Origin of the sequence: Melghirimyces profundicolus (assembly GCF_003054245.1) — a bacterium.
Lineage (GTDB): Bacteria > Bacillota > Bacilli > Thermoactinomycetales > DSM-45169 > Melghirimyces > Melghirimyces profundicolus.
Genome location: NZ_QBKR01000017.1, coordinates 67,371 through 88,583, shown reverse-complemented (window position 1 = coordinate 88,583; position 21,213 = coordinate 67,371). Strand labels below are relative to the sequence as shown.

21 protein-coding genes and 1 pseudogene are annotated in these 21,213 nt (G+C 56.7%); 17 read left to right on the top strand and 5 right to left on the bottom strand.

The features are described 5' to 3' along the window. Window positions 1-45: 45 nt before the first annotated feature. The gene (locus tag C8P63_RS12570; protein WP_170109643.1) at window positions 46-924 is read right to left on the bottom strand and encodes a phosphotransferase; all 879 of its coding nucleotides are present in this window, start codon (window positions 922-924) and stop codon (window positions 46-48) included. 171 nt (window positions 925-1,095) lie between these two features. Beyond that, on the bottom strand, window positions 1,096-2,616 hold the full coding sequence (locus C8P63_RS12565) for an MDR family MFS transporter (protein WP_108024709.1): 1,521 nt from the start codon (window positions 2,614-2,616) through the stop codon (window positions 1,096-1,098). Window positions 2,617-2,769: 153 nt separating this feature from the next. Between C8P63_RS12565 and C8P63_RS12560 the strand changes: the two genes are divergently transcribed. The 9 genes and pseudogenes from C8P63_RS12560 to C8P63_RS12525 all read left to right on the top strand — a co-directional run bounded on the left by C8P63_RS12560 (window position 2,770) and on the right by C8P63_RS12525 (window position 10,259). Next, the gene (locus tag C8P63_RS12560) at window positions 2,770-3,435 is read left to right on the top strand and encodes a class I SAM-dependent methyltransferase (RefSeq protein WP_108024707.1); all 666 of its coding nucleotides are present in this window, start codon (window positions 2,770-2,772) and stop codon (window positions 3,433-3,435) included. Window positions 3,436-3,683: 248 nt separating this feature from the next. Further along, on the top strand, window positions 3,684-5,021 hold the full coding sequence (locus C8P63_RS12555) for a sigma-54 interaction domain-containing protein (protein ID WP_108024725.1): 1,338 nt from the start codon (window positions 3,684-3,686) through the stop codon (window positions 5,019-5,021). Between the two features lie 82 nt (window positions 5,022-5,103). Then, window positions 5,104-5,583 carry a glutathione peroxidase gene (locus C8P63_RS12550; RefSeq protein WP_108024723.1) on the top strand — a complete coding sequence of 160 codons (480 nt, stop codon included), beginning with the start codon at window positions 5,104-5,106 and terminating at the stop codon, window positions 5,581-5,583. A gap of 563 nt (window positions 5,584-6,146) precedes the next feature. Further along, a pseudogene (locus C8P63_RS19585) lies at window positions 6,147-6,740 on the top strand (sodium:solute symporter family transporter); the annotation flags it as partial. 25 nt (window positions 6,741-6,765) lie between these two features. Next, window positions 6,766-7,635: a sodium:solute symporter family transporter gene (locus C8P63_RS19580; RefSeq protein WP_342748073.1), complete on the top strand. Its 870-nt coding sequence runs from the start codon at window positions 6,766-6,768 to the stop codon at window positions 7,633-7,635. Between the two features lie 68 nt (window positions 7,636-7,703). Further along, the gene (locus tag C8P63_RS12540) at window positions 7,704-8,471 is read left to right on the top strand and encodes a 3-hydroxybutyrate dehydrogenase (RefSeq protein WP_108024706.1); all 768 of its coding nucleotides are present in this window, start codon (window positions 7,704-7,706) and stop codon (window positions 8,469-8,471) included. A 141-nt stretch (window positions 8,472-8,612) separates the two neighbouring features. Continuing rightward, on the top strand, window positions 8,613-8,753 hold the full coding sequence (locus tag C8P63_RS19170; protein WP_170109642.1) for a hypothetical protein: 141 nt from the start codon (window positions 8,613-8,615) through the stop codon (window positions 8,751-8,753). A gap of 574 nt (window positions 8,754-9,327) precedes the next feature. Continuing rightward, window positions 9,328-9,804, top strand: coding sequence for a PaaI family thioesterase (locus C8P63_RS12530; RefSeq protein ID WP_108024702.1), 477 nt, complete (start codon window positions 9,328-9,330; stop codon window positions 9,802-9,804). 35 nt (window positions 9,805-9,839) lie between these two features. Further along, window positions 9,840-10,259, top strand: coding sequence for an NUDIX hydrolase (locus tag C8P63_RS12525; protein ID WP_108024700.1), 420 nt, complete (start codon window positions 9,840-9,842; stop codon window positions 10,257-10,259). Window positions 10,260-10,553: 294 nt separating this feature from the next. Here C8P63_RS12525 and C8P63_RS12520 read toward each other — a convergent pair whose 3' ends face one another. Then, window positions 10,554-11,057: a GAF domain-containing protein gene (locus C8P63_RS12520; RefSeq protein ID WP_108024698.1), complete on the bottom strand. Its 504-nt coding sequence runs from the start codon at window positions 11,055-11,057 to the stop codon at window positions 10,554-10,556. Between the two features lie 203 nt (window positions 11,058-11,260). On the opposite strand from C8P63_RS12520, the gene C8P63_RS12515 reads away from it, so the two are divergent. After that, complete coding sequence (locus C8P63_RS12515) at window positions 11,261-12,376, top strand: aminopeptidase (RefSeq protein ID WP_108024696.1); 1,116 nt, start codon at window positions 11,261-11,263, stop codon at window positions 12,374-12,376. A 500-nt stretch (window positions 12,377-12,876) separates the two neighbouring features. Then, the gene (locus C8P63_RS12510; RefSeq protein ID WP_108024694.1) at window positions 12,877-13,149 is read left to right on the top strand and encodes a hypothetical protein; all 273 of its coding nucleotides are present in this window, start codon (window positions 12,877-12,879) and stop codon (window positions 13,147-13,149) included. Between the two features lie 40 nt (window positions 13,150-13,189). On the opposite strand, the gene C8P63_RS12505 is transcribed toward C8P63_RS12510, so the two are convergent. After that, a complete protein-coding gene (locus tag C8P63_RS12505) occupies window positions 13,190-14,566 on the bottom strand; it encodes an alanine/glycine:cation symporter family protein (RefSeq protein WP_108024721.1) in 1,377 nt (458 codons plus the stop codon). Window positions 14,567-14,769: 203 nt separating this feature from the next. Between C8P63_RS12505 and C8P63_RS12500 the strand changes: the two genes are divergently transcribed. The 5 genes from C8P63_RS12500 to C8P63_RS12480 all read left to right on the top strand — a co-directional run bounded on the left by C8P63_RS12500 (window position 14,770) and on the right by C8P63_RS12480 (window position 19,641). Beyond that, window positions 14,770-15,027 (top strand): AbrB/MazE/SpoVT family DNA-binding domain-containing protein, encoded by a 258-nt coding sequence (locus C8P63_RS12500; RefSeq protein WP_108024692.1) that lies wholly within the window; start codon window positions 14,770-14,772, stop codon window positions 15,025-15,027. A 154-nt stretch (window positions 15,028-15,181) separates the two neighbouring features. Further along, window positions 15,182-16,237, top strand: coding sequence for a M42 family metallopeptidase (locus C8P63_RS12495; RefSeq protein ID WP_108024689.1), 1,056 nt, complete (start codon window positions 15,182-15,184; stop codon window positions 16,235-16,237). 20 nt (window positions 16,238-16,257) lie between these two features. After that, window positions 16,258-16,740, top strand: a complete 483-nt coding sequence (locus tag C8P63_RS12490) for a PaaI family thioesterase (RefSeq protein ID WP_245920875.1) — start codon at window positions 16,258-16,260, stop codon at window positions 16,738-16,740. Between the two features lie 298 nt (window positions 16,741-17,038). Further along, entirely contained in the window at window positions 17,039-18,571 is a 1,533-nt protein-coding gene (locus tag C8P63_RS12485; RefSeq protein ID WP_170109641.1) for an aldehyde dehydrogenase family protein, read from the top strand. 275 nt (window positions 18,572-18,846) lie between these two features. Next, window positions 18,847-19,641 (top strand): YheC/YheD family protein, encoded by a 795-nt coding sequence (locus tag C8P63_RS12480; protein WP_108024685.1) that lies wholly within the window; start codon window positions 18,847-18,849, stop codon window positions 19,639-19,641. A 61-nt stretch (window positions 19,642-19,702) separates the two neighbouring features. On the opposite strand, the gene C8P63_RS12475 is transcribed toward C8P63_RS12480, so the two are convergent. Then, window positions 19,703-20,068 carry a hypothetical protein gene (locus C8P63_RS12475; RefSeq protein ID WP_108024683.1) on the bottom strand — a complete coding sequence of 122 codons (366 nt, stop codon included), beginning with the start codon at window positions 20,066-20,068 and terminating at the stop codon, window positions 19,703-19,705. 108 nt (window positions 20,069-20,176) lie between these two features. Here C8P63_RS12475 and glsA point away from each other — a divergent pair, with 108 nt between their 5' ends. After that, complete coding sequence (glsA, locus tag C8P63_RS12470) at window positions 20,177-21,088, top strand: glutaminase A (RefSeq protein WP_108024681.1); 912 nt, start codon at window positions 20,177-20,179, stop codon at window positions 21,086-21,088. Window positions 21,089-21,213 lie beyond the last annotated feature (125 nt).

The window sequence follows — 21,213 nt, the reverse complement described above, 5'->3', positions numbered from 1 at the left end:
TTCGTCAGTCTGAGGTGGTTTCCACCCGCCTCAACCATTCTTCGGTTAACGTCTCAAACCTCTTTGACTGTCTGCCAATCGTGTCCTGCCCGGTCTTTCCATCAAGCTTTTGATTTTGATCAGACTAAACTGCCAAAGCTTCTCATCCCCCTGTTCCCATGCGTGGGACAACCCGAAGAGGGGCGCGATCTTTTGGTACAGATCCGCCCGTTCCCAGAATGCCGAATCCGTCTCCGGGGTGTAGTGCCGGGCCACCTCGCGGGCGAAAGCTTCCCCGAGGTCCTTCCACAGGGCGGCGAAATCGTGGGCGGGATCGCCGGACCGGGCATCCCCCCAATCGATCACTCCGGAGAGATGTCCGTTCCGAACCAGAAGATGGTCGGCGGCCAGATCGCCGTGAACGGGGCAGAGGGAGAAGGAAGCATCCTTCAGGTGTTCCGACAGCAGGGCGCACCAGCCTGTCACCGCCTTTCCGGTCTCGGGGTCCAGTTCAGTGAGGATTTTCTTCTCCGCCCGGTCAAACAGCTCCAGGAAGGACCCGGTCCAAGCCTGCGGGTCCCGGTGGTCGGGGGGAAATCCCTCTTCCTTCGGAAGGGAATGAAGCGTGGACAGGAAACGGCCGATTTCCTTGGCGGCGGAAACAGGAACGTGACGGGACCCCATCCTGGACAACGGAACCCCCTCCAGTTTTCGGTAACCGCCGAAGGGAAGAGGGGTCTCCATACGGAGAATGGTATACCGGGGAACCGGGATGGGGAGGCGGGAAGCCACTTTTCCCAGGAAATAAGCCTCCCGTTTCAGCCGCTTCCTTCCTTCTTTCCGGCGGGGAAAACGGAACATCCACTCCCCGTTGATCTCCAGTACGAAAAAATCCCACCCGTTCTGAATCTCGCGGACGGAACAGATCGGGACATTCGCCAGCACGTCTTGGACCCTCTCGAGACAATGTGCGGAATTCAAAGAATGGTCGCCCCCTCCATTTTTGTACGGACAGGCGGTTGATCCCCAGATTTGATGGCGGAACGTGTTTTGCCACGCTCGGTTCAGCCGGAGCGGCTTTGGGTAAATGCTGCCGCTCACTTTTTCACAACGCTTTTAGTCCTTCACCGATAACGAACGGGCGCTTCCTTTGGGGACGAGCAGGAACGCCGCCGCCAGAGCGGCCACACTGAAGAGGAAGGCGGTCAGAAAGGTGGTGTCCAGAGCCTGGGACAGAAAACGGCTCATCTGTTCCGCGATCCCGGTGGGAAGAGAAGAGAATCCCTCAGGGCTGGTCACGCCCCGGGCCCTTTCCAGCTGACGGATGGTCTCCCCGCTGAGTTCGCTTTGATGCCGGGCGATGTAGGCCCCGATCTGATCCTTCAGCCGGAAGCTCATCACCGTTCCCAGCAGGGTGACGCCGAAGGCGCCGCCCATGGAACGGGAAAACATCTGGGAGGAGGTGGCGGCTCCCCGGTCTTTGCCGTGGACGGCATTTTGCACCGCCACGATAAAGGCGGTCATGGAGAGGCCGAGGCCGCAGCCCAGGAGGAACATTCCGGCCAGGACCAAGGCATAAGGGGTGGTCCGGTCCATGAACGTGAAGCCGGCGGCGGAAAGGGTGACAAGGGCCGCCCCGGTCACGATCGGCGGACGGTAGCCCTGTCGGAGAAGCCACCGCCCCGCGACCACGGCAGAGGTGCTCCAACCCAACACCTGTGGGGTAATCGCCAGTCCGGCCAGTGTGGGAGATTGGTCCAACACACCCTGGACAAACAAGGGCACGAAGGAGATGGCTCCAAACATGCCCATCCCGGTCAGAAAAGCGGTCAGGTTGCTGGAGGCAATCATCCGGTTGCGAAAGAGACCGAGTGGGATAAAAGGGCTCTCCACACGCCGTTCCCACAGCAAGAAGACGACCAACAACGCGGATCCCCCCGCCAGCAGACCCCATGCCAGGGGTTGGTCCGTTCCCCGGTTTCCGACGAGTTGGGTGAAAGAGAGGATCCCCAGCACCGACAGGGTGAACAGGACCGCCCCGGTATAGTCGATCCTTTTCTTTTCTTCCTCGACCCGCTCGTGGAGAAAGAAGGCCACGGTCAGGACGATCAGGGTGCCGAGGGGGAGGTTGAACCAGAAGATCCACCGCCAGGATAAATGGTCCACCGTCCATCCGCCGATAAAGGGCCCGACGATGGCTGCCAGTCCCCACATGGAGGAAAACCATCCCTGAACTCTGGCCCGGAGTTCAAAGGGGAAGAGATCTCCCACAATGGTGACGGCCACGGGCAGCACCCCTCCCGCCCCCAGCCCCTGGATCGCCCGAAAGAAGACCAGCTGTCCCATGGATTGGGAGAAACCGCACAGGGCGGAGCCGCCCACGAACAACAGGACGGCGGTGATGAACACTTTTTTTCGACCGTGAAGATCCGCCAATTTTCCGTAGATCGGCACTGTCAGGGTATTGGCCAGCATAAAGGCGGAGAAGACCCAGCTGTAAAGGGAAATGCCGCCCAGTGCCCCCACCACCGTCGGCATGGCGGCATTGACGACAGTCACTTCCACGGCGGCGATGAACATGGCCGCCATCAGCGCCCCCGTGATGATGTTGCGTCGACTTCGGTTCATTTCGGTCATTTCTGTGGTTTCTCCTTTACGTTGGACGATTCCATATTATCCTAACGCAAACCCTTCGGTTTGCGAAGTGTTACCTTGAGAAGGGATTTATGCTATTATAAAACAAAGTAAATGAATCGGCTTTGTTGGGAATGGAAAGGAGATCAAGGAAAGATGGACAACCGAAGCCGGGCCCGATTCAATGACCTGTTTGATACCTGGGCCCAGGACTACGATCAAGCGGTCGCCGGGGTACACCCGGAGTACAGGGAAGTATTCGCGGGTTATCACCGCATCCTGAAAACCGTGGTGGATGCACTCCATCTTCCGGAAGGGAGCCGGGTGTTGGAAATCGGGGTGGGAACCGGAAATCTGTCGGCAAAGCTGCTCCGGGCCGGCTACCGGGTCACCGGTGTGGAACCTTCCCGAAAAATGCGGGAGAAAGCGGTGCAGAAAGTGCCGGGTCTCCGGGTTTTGGACGGCCACTTCCTGTCGCTCCCGGCTTTGTCAAAGGTGGAGGCCGCGGTCAGTACCTACGCTTTTCATCATCTCACCGACGGGGAGAAGGTACGCGCCTTAAAAGAGATTCGCCGCCTCCTTCTCCCCTCCGGGCAAGTGGTATTCGCCGACACCGCTTTTGCTTCGGAAGAAGAGAAACAGGCGATGGTGGCGGAAGCCGAACAACGCGGATTTCAAGAATTGGAGAAAGATCTGAAACGGGAGTTCTATCCTTTGATTCCCGATCTTGAACGGATATTTGAGGAGGCGGGTTTCTCCGTCTCCCTGCGCCGGTTGAACCGGTATGTCTGGCTGATGGAAGCGGCTCTTAAGTCCCGATGATGAAAACCCCGTCTTAACGGCGGGCTTTTTTATTTGGGACCGGCATGGATACGATGGCACTTTTCCATTTCCCCAAAAAGCGATACCATGAAGGCAGAGGACAAGTGAAGGGATTTGTTCGAAATATTTGTTTATTTTCCTCGGCAGGAATCTTCCGGGGAGGAGGAGAAACGGTGGTCACGCTTGGAGAGAACCGGGATTACGAAGAGTTGCTCCATGTTTACGAAGAGTGCCTCGAGTCCAAAGAGATGATCGAGGCTGCTTTCGAGAGTGCCTATGAAGGAATTATCATCACCGACCCCCGCGGGTATGTGCGGATGCTGAACGATACCTACGCCGAGTTCCTGAAGGTGAAAGTGGAAGACGCCATCGGCCGCCATGTGACGGAAGTGGTCGAGAACACCCGCATGCATATCGTGGCCAAAACGGGCAAGGCTGAGCTGGCCCGGGTGCAGAAGATCCGGGACGGGAACATGGTGGTGCACCGGATCCCCATCCTCAAAGAGGGGAAAGTGGTGGCGGTGGTGGGGAAGGTGTTGTTCCAGGACGTGAGGGAACTGCACGCCCTTTCCGCCAGGGTCCTCCAGCTGCAGGAAGAGCTGGAATATTACAAAGGGGAACTGATCAAGCATCTGGGGGTGCGGTACGGACTGGAGGACATCATCGGCTGCAGTCCCAAACTGAAGGAAGTGAAAGCGATGGCCCGGCGGGTGGCACCCAGCGACTCCACCGTTTTCATCAGCGGGGAGAGCGGGACCGGCAAGGAGCTGTTCGCTCACTCCATCCACCGCATGAGTCGGCGGAGTTCAGGGCCCTTCATCAAAGTGAATTGTGCCGCCATCCCCGAAACCCTGATCGAATCGGTGCTCTTCGGATACGCGGAAGGTGCCTTCACCGGAGCGGCCAAAGGGGGCCGGAAGGGAAAATTCGAGATGGCCCACCGCGGGACGATCTTCCTGGACGAGATCGGGGAACTGCCGCTGACGATGCAGGCGAAGCTTCTTCGGGTGCTCCAGGAAAAGGAGGTGGAACCCGTGGGCGCCGTCCACCCCGTCAAGGTCGATGTCCGGATTGTCGCCGCCAGCAACCGCGATCTGAGGAAGATGGTCCGGGACAACCGGTTCCGGGAAGATCTCTACTATCGTTTAAATGTGGTCACCCTCTCCATTCCCCCGCTTCAGGAACGGCCGGAGGATATTCCTGAGCTGGTCGGGCACTTTCTGGAGGAGCTGGGCCGGGAAGTGGGTATCCATGTGGCCGGAGTGGAACCGGACGCGATGGAAGCCCTGGTGGGATACCGTTGGCCGGGAAATGTCCGCGAGCTGAAAAACGTGTTGGAACAGGCTCTTCATCTGACGGAAGGGGACCGGATCCGACAGGAGGACCTTCCCGTCCACGTGGCGAGAGGGAAAAGCAGGGTGAGACTTCCTTTCACCCTGAAGGAAGCGGTGGAAGATGCGGAGCGGGAAGCGATCCTGCAGGCGTTGAAGGTTCACGCCGGGAATCGGGAACGGGCGATTCACATGTTGGGGATCAGCCGATCGGGGTTTTACCATAAAGTGAAAAAACTGGGCATTGATCTGTAGACCGTCCGGTCTCCATCGATTGCAACGCCGGTGAAAAGAGGGGGGCGTGAAGGCCCCGGCACCACTATGGGAGGGGGTTGGAATAACCGTTCATGATTTCACCGCCCGCACCATTACGGGGGAGGATAAGAATCTTGCCGATTATGCGGGCTCCGTGTTGCTGATCGTCAATACCGCCAGCAAATGCGGTTTTACACCCCAATATCGGGAACTGCAGGAGCTGTACGACAAGTACCATGACAAAGGTTTTGAAATCCTGGGGTTTCCCAGCAACCAGTTCGGCAACCAGGAGCCCGGGAATGAGGAGGAGATCCGGGAATTTTGCCGGTTGAACCACGGGGTCTCGTTTCCCATGTTCAGCAAAACGAAGGTGAAAGGGAAGGAGGCCCATGAGCTGTTCCGATACCTGACCCGGGAAGCTCCCGGGATCATGTGGGAAGGGATCAAGTGGAACTTCACCAAATTCCTGGTGGACCAAAAGGGGAACGTGGTGAAACGATGTGCACCGCAAACCAAACCGTTCCAACTGGAAAGGGATATTGAGAAGCTTTTGGCCAAGTGAATTTCAGTATGTGGTGACGGACTTCGATTGATGGATGAACCCCTGGAAGCGTTGTGATTGAATGTTCGTTTCGAGAAAAGGGGAAGTGTTTGCCCAAAATAGCGACTTGTGCTCGGTGAGTGCAGCCGGAGCACTTTGGGTAAATGCTGCCGCTCACTTTTTTCACAACGCTTCTGGGGCTTTGACAAAAACAGGGACCGTCCAAAAATGCGGACTCTTGTTCATGTTTTTGGACGTTCGAAAAAGACGGGTTCAACTTCTTGGATTACAGGTCAATGGATCGTTTGGAGTAAGGCTTTCGATGTATCCATCCAAAATTATGGATTATTCCGATGATTGAAACCGGGTGCTGTGCAGGTTTTTTTCTGGCATCTTATTTGCATGGATAATAATCGAACCCGTTGCGGGAATATTCAAATCCTTATTGGGAGAAGGGGGTTCAATGATGTGGGGTCTTCCTTGGTTTACGTGGTTCATGGTGTTTGTTTTTTGGCCGGTGATGGTTTTGGCCGCCGCTCTTTGGGGTGTGTTCGCATTCAGAAACGGGGACGGGAGGTAGCGCCATGATTCTGACCATCGGGATTTTGTATCTGGCTTTGATTCTGGGGATCGGGCTCTGGGCCGGAAAAAAACAGCAGGACATGAACTCGTTTTACTTGGGAGGTCGCCAGTTCGGTCCGTGGCTTGTGGCTTTTGCGGTTTCTTCCACGACCATGTCCGGCTATGGGTTTATCGGCTTGCCCGGGTTGGTGTATGAGCACGGGTATGCCATTTTGATGATCGGAATCTTTGCCACAGCGGGCTTCTTTTTCAGCTTTTTAATCCTGGCGAGACCGATGCGGCGGATCTCCGAAAAGTTCGGAGCCATCACCATCTCCGACCTGCTGGAAATCCGGTATAACAGCAAGGCCGTCCGCGGGGTGACGGCGATTGCGATTCTGGGTGGGGCGATCGGTTATCAGATGACCCAGTATTTATCGCTCCAAAAAATCATGCAGACCGTATTAAAGGTGGACGAAACAACGGCTTTGATCATCGGGGTGGTCATCCTGACCATCTATGTGGTTGCAGGCGGGATGACCAGTGCAGTCTGGACCGACCTGATCCAGATGATCGTCATGGTGGTCGGCGCCTTCATCATTTTCGTCGGCGGGATGAATCTCGTGGGGGGGGTTTTCCACGATGAACACCGAGCTGGCCAATATGAACCCCAATTATGTTCAGGCCTGGCATACGGCGGGACCGATCAGCATCTTTGCGTTTATCTCGTATTTCTTGCTTTATCTGCTGGGACATCAGGGACAACCCCATGTGGTCTCGAAATTTTACATGATCAAAAAACTGACCATGTTGAAATGGGCGGCCCTGATCTCCGCCGCCACCTACGGAATCACCGTTCTCCTGTGGTTTGTCGGACTTTACTCCAAGGTGATGGTGGAAAGGGGAATGATGGAAGCGCCGGCTTCCCCGGACTTGGTCGCCCCGATGTTCATCACCCAGTTCTTCAGCCCGGTGGTGGCCGGTCTGATTTTTGCGGCGGTGATGGCGGCCATCATGTCCACCAGCGAAGCGTTCCTGTTGGTGGCCAGTTCGGCCATCGTCCGGGATCTCTATCAGCAGATTATCAAGAAAGGGGAACAGTTGCCGGCTAAGAAGGAGCTCGCCCTGTCACGGCTGGTGACGCTGGGGGTGATCTTGCTCACCGTTCTGCTTTCCCTGAATCCGCCTGATTTGGTCGGTTGGCTGGGCAACGCCTCCTGGGGAATTTTTGTGGCCTCTCTGGTACCTGTCCTCAGCATCGGGATCTGGTGGAAGCGAGCCACTCGGCCCGCTGCGATCTGGTCCGCTTCTCTTGGCTTTCTGACCAGTTTCGGTCTCTACATCCTCAAAGTGAAAGAAGTTTATGTACCGCAATTGGATACCGGGGCGATCGCCCTGATCGTCTCCACTGTTACGCTGATTGCGGTATCGTTCCTGACCCGGCCGGAACCCAATGAACGGTTTGATAATGCGATGAGTGACCGGGTGTCGGAGGATGCCCGTGCCTCGTAATCTCTTGTCTCTGCAGACTTTTTTGAACGGGAATGCGGAAACAACATGATGTTGGAAGGAAGGATTCCATGAAGCAACGTACGGTCATCGTTACCGGAGCGGCCCGGGGGATCGGGTACAGCATAGCGCAGGCCTTTGCCCGGGAAGGGGATCACGCGGTGGTTGCCGACCTGAGTGAACGGGATGCGGTGGAAGCCGCCGGGAGAATTGCCCAAACCACCGGCGGGGAGGCTTCGGGATATGCTGTCGACGTGGCCGATGAAGAGAAGGTGAAGACCATGGTGGAACAGGTCGTCTCCTCCCGGGGCAGCATTGATGTACTGGTGAACAATGCGGGGCTGCAACATATCGACAAGGTGGAGGACTTCCCCCTGGAAAAATGGGAGCATTTGATCGGAGTGATGCTGACCGGACCGTTCCTGCTGACCAAACATACCGTTCCCCTGATGAAGAAGCAGAAATACGGGCGGATCATCAACATTTCATCCGTGCACGGAAAAACCGCTTCTCCTTTCAAATCGGCTTACATCTCGGCCAAACACGGGGTGGTCGGCCTGACCCGGACGGTGGCACTGGAAACGGCTGAGCATGGGATCACCGTCAACGCCATCATGCCGGGAGTGGCGGATACTCCGCTGGTCCAAAACCAACTGGACCGGCTGGCCGGGAAAGAAGGGATTTCCAAAGAGGAGGCCCTGCACAAACACCTGTTGCACAAACAGGCCCTCAAACGGTTCATCAAACCGGAGGAGATTGCGGCCTGTGCCGTCTATCTCGCCTCCGACGGAGCGGCCTCGGTCACCGGGGAAGGAATCAGCGTCTCCGGAGGCTGGTGAGAATTCGAAGACTGGAGGAGAACCCCTCTCGAGAACCCCTCTCGGGGGTTCTTTTTTTATGCCTTCCGTTGAAGCGGTATCATCCATCTTGCTGTTTGGGGAAGGCTATGGGAACACCCATTCATTCAGGAGGCTGGTTTGATGAAAGAATACACGTGTCACCACTGCGAGCATCAAGTGACCAGCATCCATCCCGTCACCTTCTACGAGCAGGAGAGGGAGCGGAATGAACTGCTGTGTGACGATTGCTATTCCGAGTGGCTGGAATCGATGAAAGGATGAAGAATGCCCGCCGAAAGGCGGGCATTCGGCGGTTGAGGGGAGGAGTGCCGGGGCTCTCTGTATAGATTCCGTGGATGGGGCCGGCTGTTTTTAAAGGGGGCTTATTTTTCCTTCTGTGCTTTTCCGTCACTGCCTGGAAGCGTTGTTCGTTTCGAGAAAAGGGGGAAGCGTTTACCCAAAACAGCGACTTTGCTGACCTGCCCGGCGGAGAATCAGCCTGCAAGGGCGTTCAGGGGCAAAAGCTTCTCTGTGTTGCATCCGAAGGCGTTTGCCCCTGCCCGCAGCAGGATGATTCGGAGCGGACTGTGCAACCATCTCTGCAGGACAGCATAGCGAGACCGGGGAGCGTAAGCGACCCAGGCGAGACTTGTGCTCTGTGAGTGCAGCCGGAGCGGCTTTGGGTAAATGCTGCCGCTTACTTTTTCACAACGCTTCTGGGGATGACAGGTCAGTTTTCCGGGACGGTGGTTTGTGGTAACGTAAGAGTGGAGCCTCCGGCTTTGTGTCGGGCCTGTCAGGCCCCGAATCGGATCCACATCAAAAAAGAATCATCATAGGGAAAGAGGATCGGTACATGACTTTGGACGGACTTTTGAAGGAATTAAAAGATTTGAACCCGAGCGAACTGGAAACCATCCACAAACAGGTGCAGGCGCTGAAAAGGACGCGGGTGAGCCCGCTGGCTTACATTGAAGAGATGATGAATTTCCAGTCCCTGGGCTTCGACGAGGAAGCCGGGGCCTATATCCACCGGATGCTGGTGACGGATGAATTGACGAACCGCTACAAGATCCTGCACGGGGGGATTACCGCCACGTTTATCGATACGGCGATGGGTTCCACGGTTTTTCAGGAGATGGGGGAGAACCGCCGTTCGGTTACTCTGGATTTAAACGTAAGCTTTCTGAGGCCGGCCGTGGAGGGATGGCTCACTTCCCATACCCAAGTGATCAAAAAAGGGCGGACGATTCTCGTGCTGGAGACCAAAGTAAGGGATGAAGAGGGGAGAGGAATCGCCCGGGCCGCGGGCACCTTCTTCCGTCAGAGCTAATCGCCGCCGCCCGGCGGGAAGTGGAGAGGATTCAGATGAAAAAGCCTTACAAGATTGCTGCCAAGGCCATCATCTTCGATGAGGATCGGGTGCTGGTCCTCCGCAAGTCCAAAGCGGAGAGGAGCGCCAAGGACACCCACGGATGGGATTTTCCCGGCGGCGGATTGGAGCCTTCCGAGCCTCTGATGGAGGCGTTGTACCGGGAAGTGAAGGAAGAGACCGGCCTGCAGATTAAGGTGGTGGGCCCCGCTTACATCTACGATGATATCCAGGATGAAAAACACCTCATTATCATCAAGTTTGCCTGTCAGAACCCGACCGGAAAACTGAGGTTGAGTGCGGAACACGACAGTTACCACTGGATCGGAATCCGGGAACTGGACACCGCCCCCTTCCCCGAGTGGATGAAAGAGGAGATCCGCCGGGCCTACCGGATTTATCAGCTGGCCCCGTAACACCCCTGGTTTTTAGCATGGGAATATAAGGCGCGTCGGACAGGGGGGCGTCAGCCCTCCCGCAAGCCGACATGTGTTCAGGTACGACCGGGAAGTCGTTCAACGAGTCCGAGGAGCTGTTCAGGCCGTGGAAGGTCCACAGCTGTCTCAGCTTCAGCGCCCCTTCGTTGCCTCGGACGGAGGGAGCTGTCGGCGAGGAGTACCTTGGGGTGTACGGTCCCTTGGGGTGCCGGGGGGGGTGCGTCACGTCGAACAGAAAGGACCGTCCCTGCCGGGCGGTCCCTTTCTGTTCCCTTATTTTATCGTCGACCAGTCGATGCTTTCCTGGAGAATTTCGGCAAAGGCCTTCAGGTACTTCCGGTCCGTCTCATCGAACCGTCCCGGTTCGGGGCTGTCGATGTCCAGCACCCCGACGATCTCCCCGTCTGCTTCCAGGGGGACGACGATCTCCGAACGGGAGGCCGCGTCGCAGGCGATGTGACCGGGAAATTGGTTCACGTCGGGGACGAGCTGGGTGGAACGTTCCCGGACGGCGGTACCACAGACCCCTTTCCCCACGGGAATGCGGATGCAGGCGGGAAGTCCCATGAAGGGCCCGAGGACCAGCTCCTCTGTCTCATCCCGCATCAGGTAAAAGCCGGCCCAGTTCACCTTTTCCAAGGAATTGTACAGGAGGGAAGCGGCGTTGGCCAGGTTGGCCAGCCAGTCCCGTTCCCCCTGCATCAGGCTTTGGGCTTGGTTCAACAGACTTTCATAGCGCTTTTCTTTATTTCCTTCCAACCGGTTGAGTTCAAACATCGGTCATTCCTCCAAAACCCTCAGACGTTGATTACAGAACCATTGGTTTTGAGCGTCTTTTGCTGCCGGGTGGCAACGGAAATACGATCTTCCCTGTACCCGGTTTTCCCTCCTATTCTATCGGGTTACTCCCTTTCTGACAACGGGGGTGTTCAGTGGTAGAATAAGAGATGGACTCTACATAGAATAAAGGGGATTGAGAAATGCGCGATCCACGAGTCACCGATTTGGCCCGGTTGTTGGTTAACCATTCGATGGAAGTGAAATCCGGCGACAAGGTTTTGATCGATCTGTTCGGGGAGCGGGATGAACTGGCCCGGGCCCTGATCACCGAAGTCTATCAGGCAGGCGGCTATCCGCTGGTTCATTTGAACAACGATGCCCTTCTCCGGGCCCAGCTTCTCTCCACCAACGAGGAACACATGGATCTTATGGCCCGACACGATCTGGCGCGGATGAAAGAAATGGATTGCTATGTTGCCATCCGGGGTCGGCAGAACATCAATGAACTGGCCGATGTTCCTTCGGACAAAATGAAGCTTTACGCCGAACGATACAACCGTGTGGTACATGATGAACGGGTGAACAACACCCGCTGGGTGGTTCTCCGTTATCCCAACCCGTCCATGGCTCAGTTGGCGGGTACCAGCACGGAAGCATTTGAAGACTTTTTCTACAATGTCTGCACCGTTGATTACAAGCGGATGGACAAGGCGATGGACCCCTTGGTGAAACGGATGGAAGAGACGGAGGAAGTCCGGATCAAAGGGCCCGGCACCGATCTCACTTTCTCCATCCAGGGACTTCCGGCCATCAAGTGCGCCGGTAAAGCCAACATCCCCGACGGGGAAGTGTTCACCGCTCCCGTCCGGGAATCCGTCAACGGGGTCCTCACCTACAATACGGCCAGCGTCTATCAGGGAACCAAATTTGAAAACATCCGTTTCGAATTCCGGGACGGCAAAATCGTGAAAGCCACCGCCAACGAGACGGAAAAACTGAACAAAATCCTGGACACCGACGAGGGTGCCCGTTACATCGGGGAGTTCAGTCTGGGGATCAACCCGGACATCCATCATCCGATGCTGGACACCCTGTTTGACGAAAAGATCAACGGAAGCTTCCATTTCACTCCCGGACGGGCATACGAAGAATGCGACAACGGCAACCGCTCCGCCATCCACTGGGACATTGTCAACATCCAGCGTGCCGATTACGGCGGAGGGGAAATCTATTTCGACGGTGAACTGATTCGCAAAGACGGTCTCTTCACCGTGCCCGACTTACAACCCCTCAATCCGGAAAACCTCCGGGGCTGAATTTCCGCGAATCATCCATCTCCTCTCCCATCCATTAAAAGCGTTGTGAAGTGAGCGGCAGCATTTACCCAAAGCCGCTCCGGCTGCACTCACCGAGCACAAGTCTCGCCTGGGTCGCTTACGCTCCCCGGTCTCGCTATGCTGTCCTGCAGAGATGGTTGCACAGTCCGCTCCGAATCATCCTGCTGCAGGCAGGGGCAAAACGCCTTCGGATCACAGAGAAGCTTTTGCCCCTGAACACCCTTGCAGGCTGATTCTCCGCTGGGCAGGACAGCAAAGTCGCTGTTTTGGGTAAACGCTTCCCCTTTTCTCGAAACGAACATGAAATCACAATGCTTTTAAGGGAGGGGATTTTTTTGAAAAATGAAGGAACATCGCCCCTTCTTCCGGGACAAGCAAGGATTTCAAGTCAGGAAAAGAAAATGGGGAGAATGATCTTCTTCTTTCCGAATAAGATGTAACATCGGCTTGTCCGGATTCCGGTTGAAGGGGATGACCGCATGAGCAGACACTCACGGAAAACACCGGGGAAACGGCTGGTGATTCCGGCAATGGTCGGCGGCACTGCAGGATGGATCTTCGGGCTGAACGCGGTCCCGACCCGGGTGGAGGTGGAAGAAGGAACAAGGGGGGTGGTGGTCCTTTCCCCGGGAATGTACTGGATGGAGGTGTTCGGGTTTGCCGTCTGGTTTTCGATCCTGGGGAGCTTGATCGGTGGCGGCCTGCTTTTTTTCCTTCGCCTCTTGAAACCAAAACGTTCCGATGAAACGTGAAGCCCCCGTCCGGGTTGCCGGACGGGGGTTTTCCCGAGGGTCAGGCCGTTTGTTTCTGTTTTTCTCCGAGCTCTTTTTTCATCTGATTCCGGAAGGAGTTGGTTTCGGAGACCACCACCCCGGACAGGAGCAGCAATCCGATCAGGTTGGGCAGGGCCATCAGGCCGTTCATCGTGTCGGACAGGGTCCAGACCAGGTCGATCGGCTGAAGGGCCCCGATAAAGACCGCGACGACGAAGAGGCTGCGATAAAGGACGGAGACCGGGGTTTTCTCACTGAAGAGGTAAGTGAAGCACTTTTCTCCGTAGTAGGACCATCCGAGGATGGTGGAATAGGCAAACAGGATCAGACCGATGGAGACGATCAGTCCGCCGATGGTGGGCAGGACTTCGTTGAAAGCGGCGACGGTGACCTGGGCCCCTTCCAACCCCTCCTTGGCGTAGGTTCCGGTCATCACGATGGCCAGACCCGTGATGGTGCAGACCACGATGGTATCCAGAAAGGTGCCGGTCATGGAGACCAGAGCCTGACGACCGGGGTAGTCGGTTTTGGCGGCCGCAGCGGCGATCGGTGCGGAACCGAGGCCGGCTTCGTTGGAGAAGAGGCCCCGGGCCACCCCCATCTTGATCACCTGGCCGAGCACTCCGCCGGCAACGGCCGAGCCGGTGAAGGCATCGGAGAAAATGAGGGTGAATGCGGCCGGCACGGCGCCGAGGTTCAACAGAATGATCAGCAGCCCCCCTGCGACGTAGAAGAGGGCCATGAAGGGAACCAGGAGGGCAGCCATTCGGCCGATGGCTTTGATTCCCCCCAGGAGCACCAGTCCGGTCAATACCGCCAGAACCAGACCCGTGCCCCAGGTGGGGATGGCGGCTCCGGAGATTTCCGTCAAGGCGCCGGCGACGGAGTGGGATTGGACCATGTTGCCGATCCCGAAGGCGGCGAAAGAACCGAAGAGGGCGAACAGTACGGCGAGCCATTTCCAGCCGAGGCCCCGTTCAATATAGTACATCGGACCGCCGGAAATTTCCCCCTTTTCGTTGGTGACCCGGTATTTCACTGCCAGGATGGCCTCGGCGTACTTGGTGGCCATCCCGAAAAGGGCGGTGATCCACATCCAGAAGACCGCTCCGGGTCCCCCGGTGGCAACTGCCGTGGCCACCCCGGCGATGTTTCCGGTCCCGATGGTGGCCGCCAGTGCGGTCATCAGGGCCTGAAAGTGGGAGATGTCCCCCTTGGATCGCTTGTCCTGGTTTCGGGTGAAGGCGAGCTTCAGAGCGTAGGGAAGGGTTTTGAACTGGAGGAAACCCAGCCGGAGGCTGAGAAAAATTCCCGTGCCCACCAGAAGGATCAGGGTGGGCCAACCCCAGACATACCCGTTAATTTCCCCGATCCATAGAAGGAGGGTGTCATTCATCGATTTCCACAATAGTGATCACCTCTTTGATAAAGCATTAGAAAGGCACTCTCAGTCTTTCGACATCGATCGGTCAATTCCTCTCCGAGGGCGACCGACCGGGTTTCCAAATTCATCCGCCGGGAGGGATTGCAGGTTAGCGGGTGGAATAGTTGTGGTATATAAGTCATAGTCCGTAATCATTGCCAATGGAGGTGGAATTTGTGAAAGCCACCGGGATCGTGCGAAAAGTGGATGAACTCGGAAGAATCGTGTTGCCCGTGGAATTGAGGCGGACGATGGATATCGATGTCAGGGACCCTTTGGAAATCTATGTGGACGGATCCAATGTCATTCTCAAAAAGTACAGTCCTTCCTGCCTCTTTTGCGGGAGGGTGGATTCCGTGGTGACATACCGGAATAAAAACGTCTGTGAAGATTGCCTCAGGGAGTTGGCAACGGCCGCGGAAGAGAAATCCTGAGTGGGTTCGGAAAGGTTCTCCCGGGAAAAAAAGAAGGGGGATCCGAGAGCTGGAGGAAAGAGAAACCGACCGGGTTTCTCTTTTTTTGTTGCCCGGGGCCCCTCTTGATATAATTCATGGGGAAACATCGATTTGAGGAGAGGAGAGACGTACAATGACCATTCCGGTTCCCGTCGATGCCATTGTCGGCCATTTGGTCCGACTGGTCCGGGTGCCCAGTCCCACAGGGCATGCCGGGGAAGCGATCCGGTATCTGAAGAAGCGGCTGACTCCTTATGAAGGGCGGCTGAAGTTGCGTCATCCCGCGAAGGGAGGGCTCTTGGTCACCCTGAAGGGGGAAGATCATTCTTCCCATCGATATCTGACCGCCCATGTGGATACGCTGGGAGCGATGGTGAAGGAGATCAAACCCAACGGCCGTCTCCGGTTGACCCGGATCGGCGGGTTCAACTGGCACTCCGTGGAGGGGAATTACTGCACGGTGGAAACCCGGACGGGACGGAAAGTGACGGGCACCATCCTGGCCTCCCACACTTCGGTTCACGTCTACGAGGATGCCGGCAAACAGGAGCGGAAAGAGGAGAACATGGAAGTCCGTCTCGACGCCCGGGTGAAAAATGCGGATGAGGTGCGGGAGCTGGGGATCGAAGTGGGGGATTTCGTCTCCTTCGACCCCCGGGTTGAAGTGACGGAGGCCGGTTTCATTAAAGGGCGCCACATGGACGACAAAGCCAGTGCAGCTATTCTTTTGGAGTTGATTCTGCAGGTGGTGGAACAGAACCTCACCCTTCCCCACACCACCCATATTTGTTTCAGCACTTGGGAAGAGGTGGGTTTCGGGGCCAACTCGGGGATCCCCGGGCCGGTACGGGAATATCTGGCCGTCGATATGGGTGCGATTGGGGAGGGTCAAACCACCGACGAGTTCTGCGTTTCCATCTGCGCAAAAGACTCCAGCGGTCCCTATCATTACGGCCTTCGGAAGAAACTGACGGAGCTGGCGGAAGCAGAAGGGCTACGCTACCGGGTGGACATTTATCCCCGTTACAATTCCGATGCCAGTGCCGCCGTCCGGGCGGGCCACGATCTCATTCACGGCTTGGTCGGGCCCGGGGTGGACGCCTCCCACGCCTTTGAGCGAACCCACCGGGACGCCTTGGAAAACACTTACCGGCTTCTGTACCGGTACATCCAAACCCCGTCACTGTAAACGGGGCACCGGAGGAAAACATGGATCTCACTATGGAACTGAATGAAGTTTTGCAGACCGGAACGGATGAAGAAAAGGAAATTCTTCGATTGGCCCTGCAGGCCATCCGGCAGAAGCGGGAGCGGGGGAGTGCCTATCCGTCGGGCTTCCTCGGCCTCTCCGGCGAGTTCACGGAAGAGGGGACATACCGGTTCCGGGTGCCGATCACCCCGTACACCCTGAACCGGGGCGGCATCGTCCACGGGGGGATCACCGCCACCCTGGCCGACTCCACCATGGGTTCGCTGATCAACAAAAGCCTGCCTGAAGGGAAAGCGGCCGTGACGGTGGAGATGAAGATCAATTACCTGGAGGCCGGAACGGGGAAGGAGCTGATCTCCGAGGCCCGCTTGATCCGTCTCGGCCACACGTTGGCCTTTGCCGACTGTAAAGTGGAAAACGAAACGGGAAAGCGGATCGCCCACGCCACCGGCACCTTTGCCATTCTCCGTTTTTCCGGTTAAAACAGCCGGCCCTTTCCGGGGCCGGCTGTTGGTTTACCGGGGTTGTTCGGGTGTGTCAAACCAATCGCATCCCGGCGGATCCGGGTTGTCCTTGCTCCAGGTCAGGCACGCGGAGAGTTTGGCCTGCTTGATTTAATCATGGACAACCCCCCGTCTAAAAGTCAATATATTATAAAATTTTTTAACTGTCATTTTGTTGGGAGGTTTACAACAATCGACGGTATCAATAGAATAATACTGAAAGATGGTACGACACCGTATTATTCAATGGTTATTCATTCACCAAGGGGGGATCCGGATGAGTGTGCTGGAGATGATGAATCCCGCCACGGCGGAAAAGCTGGGGGAAGTGAGGGAAGCGACAAAGGAAGACGTGCAAACAGCCATGGCGGAAGCCCGTGAAGCCTTTTCCTCCTGGAGGAATGTGCCTCTCAAGGAACGTCTGCGATTCATGAAGCGGCTCCGGGAAACCATTGTGGAACAGGCGGACGACTTGGCCGATCAGATCGCAAAGGATACGGGCAAGGTAAAACTGGAAGCGTTGATGTCGGACATCTTTCCCACGGTGGCGACGATCAAGTATTACGAGGGGAAAGCTGCCTCCATCCTGAAGACCCGGCGGGTTCGCACTCCGGTGACCCTGATCGGCCGCCGTTCCCGGGTGGAGTATCGGCCCATGGGGGTGGTGGCCGTCATTTCTCCCTGGAACTATCCGTTCCAGTTGTCGGTGATCCCCGCGGTGTCGGCGTTGATCACCGGGAACACCGTGCTTTATAAACCCTCGGAAATTTCGCCTTTAACCGGAAAGGTGATTGAAGATTTGTTCTCCTCCCTTGCCATGCCGAAGGGCGTGTTCCGTGTGCTCCACGGAGGGAAGGAGACCGGACGCCATCTGGTGGAATCGGGACCCGACAAGATTTTCTTCACCGGAAGCGCCGCCACCGGGAAGAAGATCATGGCGGCGGCAGCGGAACGTCTGATTCCGGTGGAGCTGGAACTGGGGGGCAAAGATCCGATGTTGGTCTTTGCCGACGCCGATCTGGACCGGGCGGCTTACGGTGCCATCTGGGGGGCTTTCACCAACGCGGGGCAAACCTGTATGGCAGTGGAACGCCTTTATGTGGAGTCGACCGTCTATGCCGACTTCGTTAAAAAAGTGAAAGAGAAAGCGGAGAAATTACGACTCGACCAACCGGACGAAAACGACATCGGTTCCATGACCAGTCCCCAACAGATGGAGATTGTGAATAACCATCTGGAAGATGCCGTGGAAAAAGGGGCCCGGGTGTTGTGCGGAGGCAGACGGCTCAACGGGAAGACACTTCACTTTGAGCCGACGGTACTGATCGACGTGGATCATTCCATGAAGATCATGCGGGATGAGACCTTCGGTCCGGTTCTTCCGATCATGCCCTTTTCATCGGAGGAAGAAGCGGTCCGGCTGGCCAATGAGACCCCCTACGGCCTGAACGCCAGCGTATGGTCCAGGGACATGGCGAAGGCCAACCGGGTGGCCGCCCGGATCGACAGTGGCAATGTTTGCATCAACGATGTGATGATCGGGATCGCCAACCCTCATCTCCCCTACGGAGGGAACAAGGAGAGCGGGATGGGACGGTACCACGGTCCGGAGGGACTCTTAACCTTTGTCCACCCCACCTCGGTGATCTCCCACCCGGGGAAGAAGCGGCGGGAGCTCAACTGGTTCCCCTATAACCGGGACCAGTATGAGGCGATCGGCTCCCTCATCCGGTTGCTGTACGGCGGGCGTCCGGCAAGGGGGCTGAAGGGACTTCCCAAAGTGGCCAAGGAATTTTTCCGGTCGGAGTGAAGTGACGGAACCAAGGGACGTGCCCTGGAAACGCTCCCCGTCAGGGGGGCGCGGGGCTTTTGTGAAGGTCTGGTTTTTCACGGTGAAACGAAGTTGCAGTTCAGTCTCCCCTTGTCCATCAGGTCGGAGCCCGGAAGGGCCCTGTTTTTGGTGCTTTTGCCGGGTTATTCCGCCCAACGGGACGATCCGGGGGCTCCCTACTATACGAACTCCGTATCCTGTGAATAGCTTGGTAGAAAGATACTTTTACAGGTAAAGGGGTTCGTACCGACCAAATGAGCCATACCGGAAATGTCAGAAACAAACTGAAGATCGCCCGCCTTCTGCAAACACATCCCGCCACCGCCCTGCACCACCCCGCAACCGTTGAGTTCACTCCCCAACATCTGAATACAAGGCTTCGACGTTTTCCCCTGATCTACCTGAAGCCGGTTGCCGGATGTGAATCCAAAGGGATCTTCCGCGTGGCTCGATCAGGGAACCGGTTTTATTTGAACTCCGGCGGAAAAACCGTTCTTGTTTTCCGGAAAAAAGGAGAACTGATCCGTCATCTGCAAAAGAGAACCGCCGGCAGGAGATACATGATTCAGCAGGGGATACTCAGTGAAACCCCGAACGGCACCCACTTTGACATTCGGATGCATCTCATCCGGCTCGGCGGCAGGTGGGTCGTCGGGGGGACGGCAGCGAGGGTGGCGTCCCCCGGCGCCGTCGTCGCGGGTTTGAGCCGGGGAGGCCGGGCCAAACCGTTGGCATTTCTTTTGAACCGGCTCCTGGGAATGAACCCGAAGACCGCCCGCCTGGTGAGAAACCGGTTGGAGGCCGCAGGGATCCGGGCGGCGGGAGTGATTGGGGCCTGTTTCCCGGAAAAAAAGGAGCTGGCCGTGGATTTGGGGATGGATCCGCAGAAAAAACCCTGGATATTCGAGGTGAACCACGTCCGTCCCTCCCTGAACGTATTCCGGAAAGCGGATCCCGCGGCATACCGGCGAATCCTCCTCCTTCGCGGAAAAACAAAAAAGGGATCCCGCCCGGTGGGAGTACCCGGCTCAACGAAGAAAAAGAGCTGATGGTTTTAAGTCCGGAAGGGCACCCGGAAAAAAGCCTCCCCGGCTGTGCCGGGGAGGGGGGTCAGACGACTTCCATTTTCTCGATGAAGTCGACGGGGTGCTCCTTGTTGCTCCCGTCGGACAGATAGAGAAGGGCCGGCCCGTCGGGACGGATGGGCTTTCCTTCCCGGGCGAATTGGAGCACGGCCGAACGTGCTTCTTCCAGGGATAGAGAGACCTGGTCCTTGTTCCGTCGGTGGATGATGAGCTTTTGGGCATCGGCTTCGGGTGCTGCGTTTTCAAGAAAAGGCCCCAGTTCCATTCCCAGCCCGTCGACTCCCGGGAAGCGTTCTTCCATTTCGAACCGCCGGTCGTCAAAAATCCAGACGGAAGGGTCCAGGTTGATTTGGTACTTGACCTTGCCCGTAATCAGGATGACATCATTCATGTGAAATCGCTCCTGCTTTTTGGATCAAAAACATTTCCTCCCCATTATACACGAGCCTGCCGGGGAACAAAATAAAGGAATCCCAGGCCCCCAAAGGGAGGAGATCACATGCAATCGTTTTTGAAAGAGCTCGTTGAAAAGCACCGGCCCTTCACCCGGGAGGGAAAGCTGGCGGATTACATTCCGCAACTGGCCAAACAAAATCCTTCCGCATTGGGAGTATCCGTCCGCACCTGTGAAGGAGGTGTCTACTCCGCCGGGGATTGTCCCATCGAGTTCACCCTGCAAAGCATCTCCAAGGTGATCACCCTGATCCTCGCTCTGATGGACCGGGGGGAGGAGGAAGTGTTTGATCATGTGGGCATGGAACCCACGGGGAACCCTTTCAACTCCATTTACGATCTGGAGGTAAACTCACCCGGTAAACCCCTCAACCCGATGATCAACGCCGGGGCGTTGGTGGTCAGCTCCCTGATTGAAGGCTCCACGGTGGAGGAACGGTTGGAGCGGATTCTCACCCTCGTTCGGGATATGGCGGAAAACCCGGATATCGGCGTGGATGAAGCGGTCTATCATTCAGAGCGTGTGACCGGATACCGAAACCGGTCCATGGCATATTTTTTGAAAGAATTCGGGATTGTGGACGATGTGGAGTCCACCCTGGAACTCTACTTCAAACATTGCTCCATCTCCGTCACCTGTGACGATCTGGCCCGGATGGGGCTGTGTCTGGCCCGTTACGGGGAAGATGAAAAAGGGAGGCAGGTGGTCCCCCGACCGATTGCCCGTCTGGTGAAGACATTCATGGTCACCTGCGGGATGTACAATGCTTCGGGGGAGTTTGCCATTAAAGTGGGTATTCCCGCCAAGAGCGGAGTCTCGGGCGGGATCCTGGCCTCGGTTCCGGAACGGATGGGGATCGGGGTGTTCGGGCCGGCCCTGGACGAAAAAGGGAACAGCCATGCAGGGGTCCGCTTGCTGAAGGATTTGTCCCGGGAGTGGAACCTGAGCATCTTCTAGAAGCGTTGTGATTTCATGTTCGTTTCGAGAAAAAAAGGGGAAGCGTTTACCCAAACCAGCGACTTTGCTGTCCTGCCCGGCGGAGAATCAGACTGCAATGGCGTTCAGGGGCAAAAGCTTCTCTG

What these genes read in the sequence shown, in the direction of transcription:
- C8P63_RS12505 (WP_108024721.1), bottom strand. Translation starts at nt 14,566, where the DNA reads ATGAATGACACCCTCCTTCTATGGATCGGGGAAATTAACGGGTATGTC.
- C8P63_RS19580 (WP_342748073.1), top strand. Translation starts at nt 6,766, where the DNA reads ATGAACACCGAGCTGGCCAATATGAACCCCAATTATGTTCAGGCCTGG.
- C8P63_RS12530 (WP_108024702.1), top strand. Translation starts at nt 9,328, where the DNA reads ATGACTTTGGACGGACTTTTGAAGGAATTAAAAGATTTGAACCCGAGC.
- C8P63_RS12560 (WP_108024707.1), top strand. Translation starts at nt 2,770, where the DNA reads ATGGACAACCGAAGCCGGGCCCGATTCAATGACCTGTTTGATACCTGG.
- C8P63_RS12480 (WP_108024685.1), top strand. Translation starts at nt 18,847, where the DNA reads ATGAGCCATACCGGAAATGTCAGAAACAAACTGAAGATCGCCCGCCTT.
- C8P63_RS12475 (WP_108024683.1), bottom strand. Translation starts at nt 20,068, where the DNA reads ATGAATGATGTCATCCTGATTACGGGCAAGGTCAAGTACCAAATCAAC.
- C8P63_RS12555 (WP_108024725.1), top strand. Translation starts at nt 3,684, where the DNA reads ATGATCGAGGCTGCTTTCGAGAGTGCCTATGAAGGAATTATCATCACC.
- C8P63_RS12485 (WP_170109641.1), top strand. Translation starts at nt 17,039, where the DNA reads ATGAGTGTGCTGGAGATGATGAATCCCGCCACGGCGGAAAAGCTGGGG.
- C8P63_RS19170 (WP_170109642.1), top strand. Translation starts at nt 8,613, where the DNA reads ATGAAAGAATACACGTGTCACCACTGCGAGCATCAAGTGACCAGCATC.
- C8P63_RS12495 (WP_108024689.1), top strand. Translation starts at nt 15,182, where the DNA reads ATGACCATTCCGGTTCCCGTCGATGCCATTGTCGGCCATTTGGTCCGA.
- C8P63_RS12510 (WP_108024694.1), top strand. Translation starts at nt 12,877, where the DNA reads ATGAGCAGACACTCACGGAAAACACCGGGGAAACGGCTGGTGATTCCG.
- glsA (WP_108024681.1), top strand. Translation starts at nt 20,177, where the DNA reads ATGCAATCGTTTTTGAAAGAGCTCGTTGAAAAGCACCGGCCCTTCACC.
- C8P63_RS12515 (WP_108024696.1), top strand. Translation starts at nt 11,261, where the DNA reads ATGCGCGATCCACGAGTCACCGATTTGGCCCGGTTGTTGGTTAACCAT.
- C8P63_RS12565 (WP_108024709.1), bottom strand. Translation starts at nt 2,616, where the DNA reads ATGACCGAAATGAACCGAAGTCGACGCAACATCATCACGGGGGCGCTG.
- C8P63_RS12490 (WP_245920875.1), top strand. Translation starts at nt 16,258, where the DNA reads ATGGATCTCACTATGGAACTGAATGAAGTTTTGCAGACCGGAACGGAT.
- C8P63_RS12525 (WP_108024700.1), top strand. Translation starts at nt 9,840, where the DNA reads ATGAAAAAGCCTTACAAGATTGCTGCCAAGGCCATCATCTTCGATGAG.
- C8P63_RS12520 (WP_108024698.1), bottom strand. Translation starts at nt 11,057, where the DNA reads ATGTTTGAACTCAACCGGTTGGAAGGAAATAAAGAAAAGCGCTATGAA.
- C8P63_RS12540 (WP_108024706.1), top strand. Translation starts at nt 7,704, where the DNA reads ATGAAGCAACGTACGGTCATCGTTACCGGAGCGGCCCGGGGGATCGGG.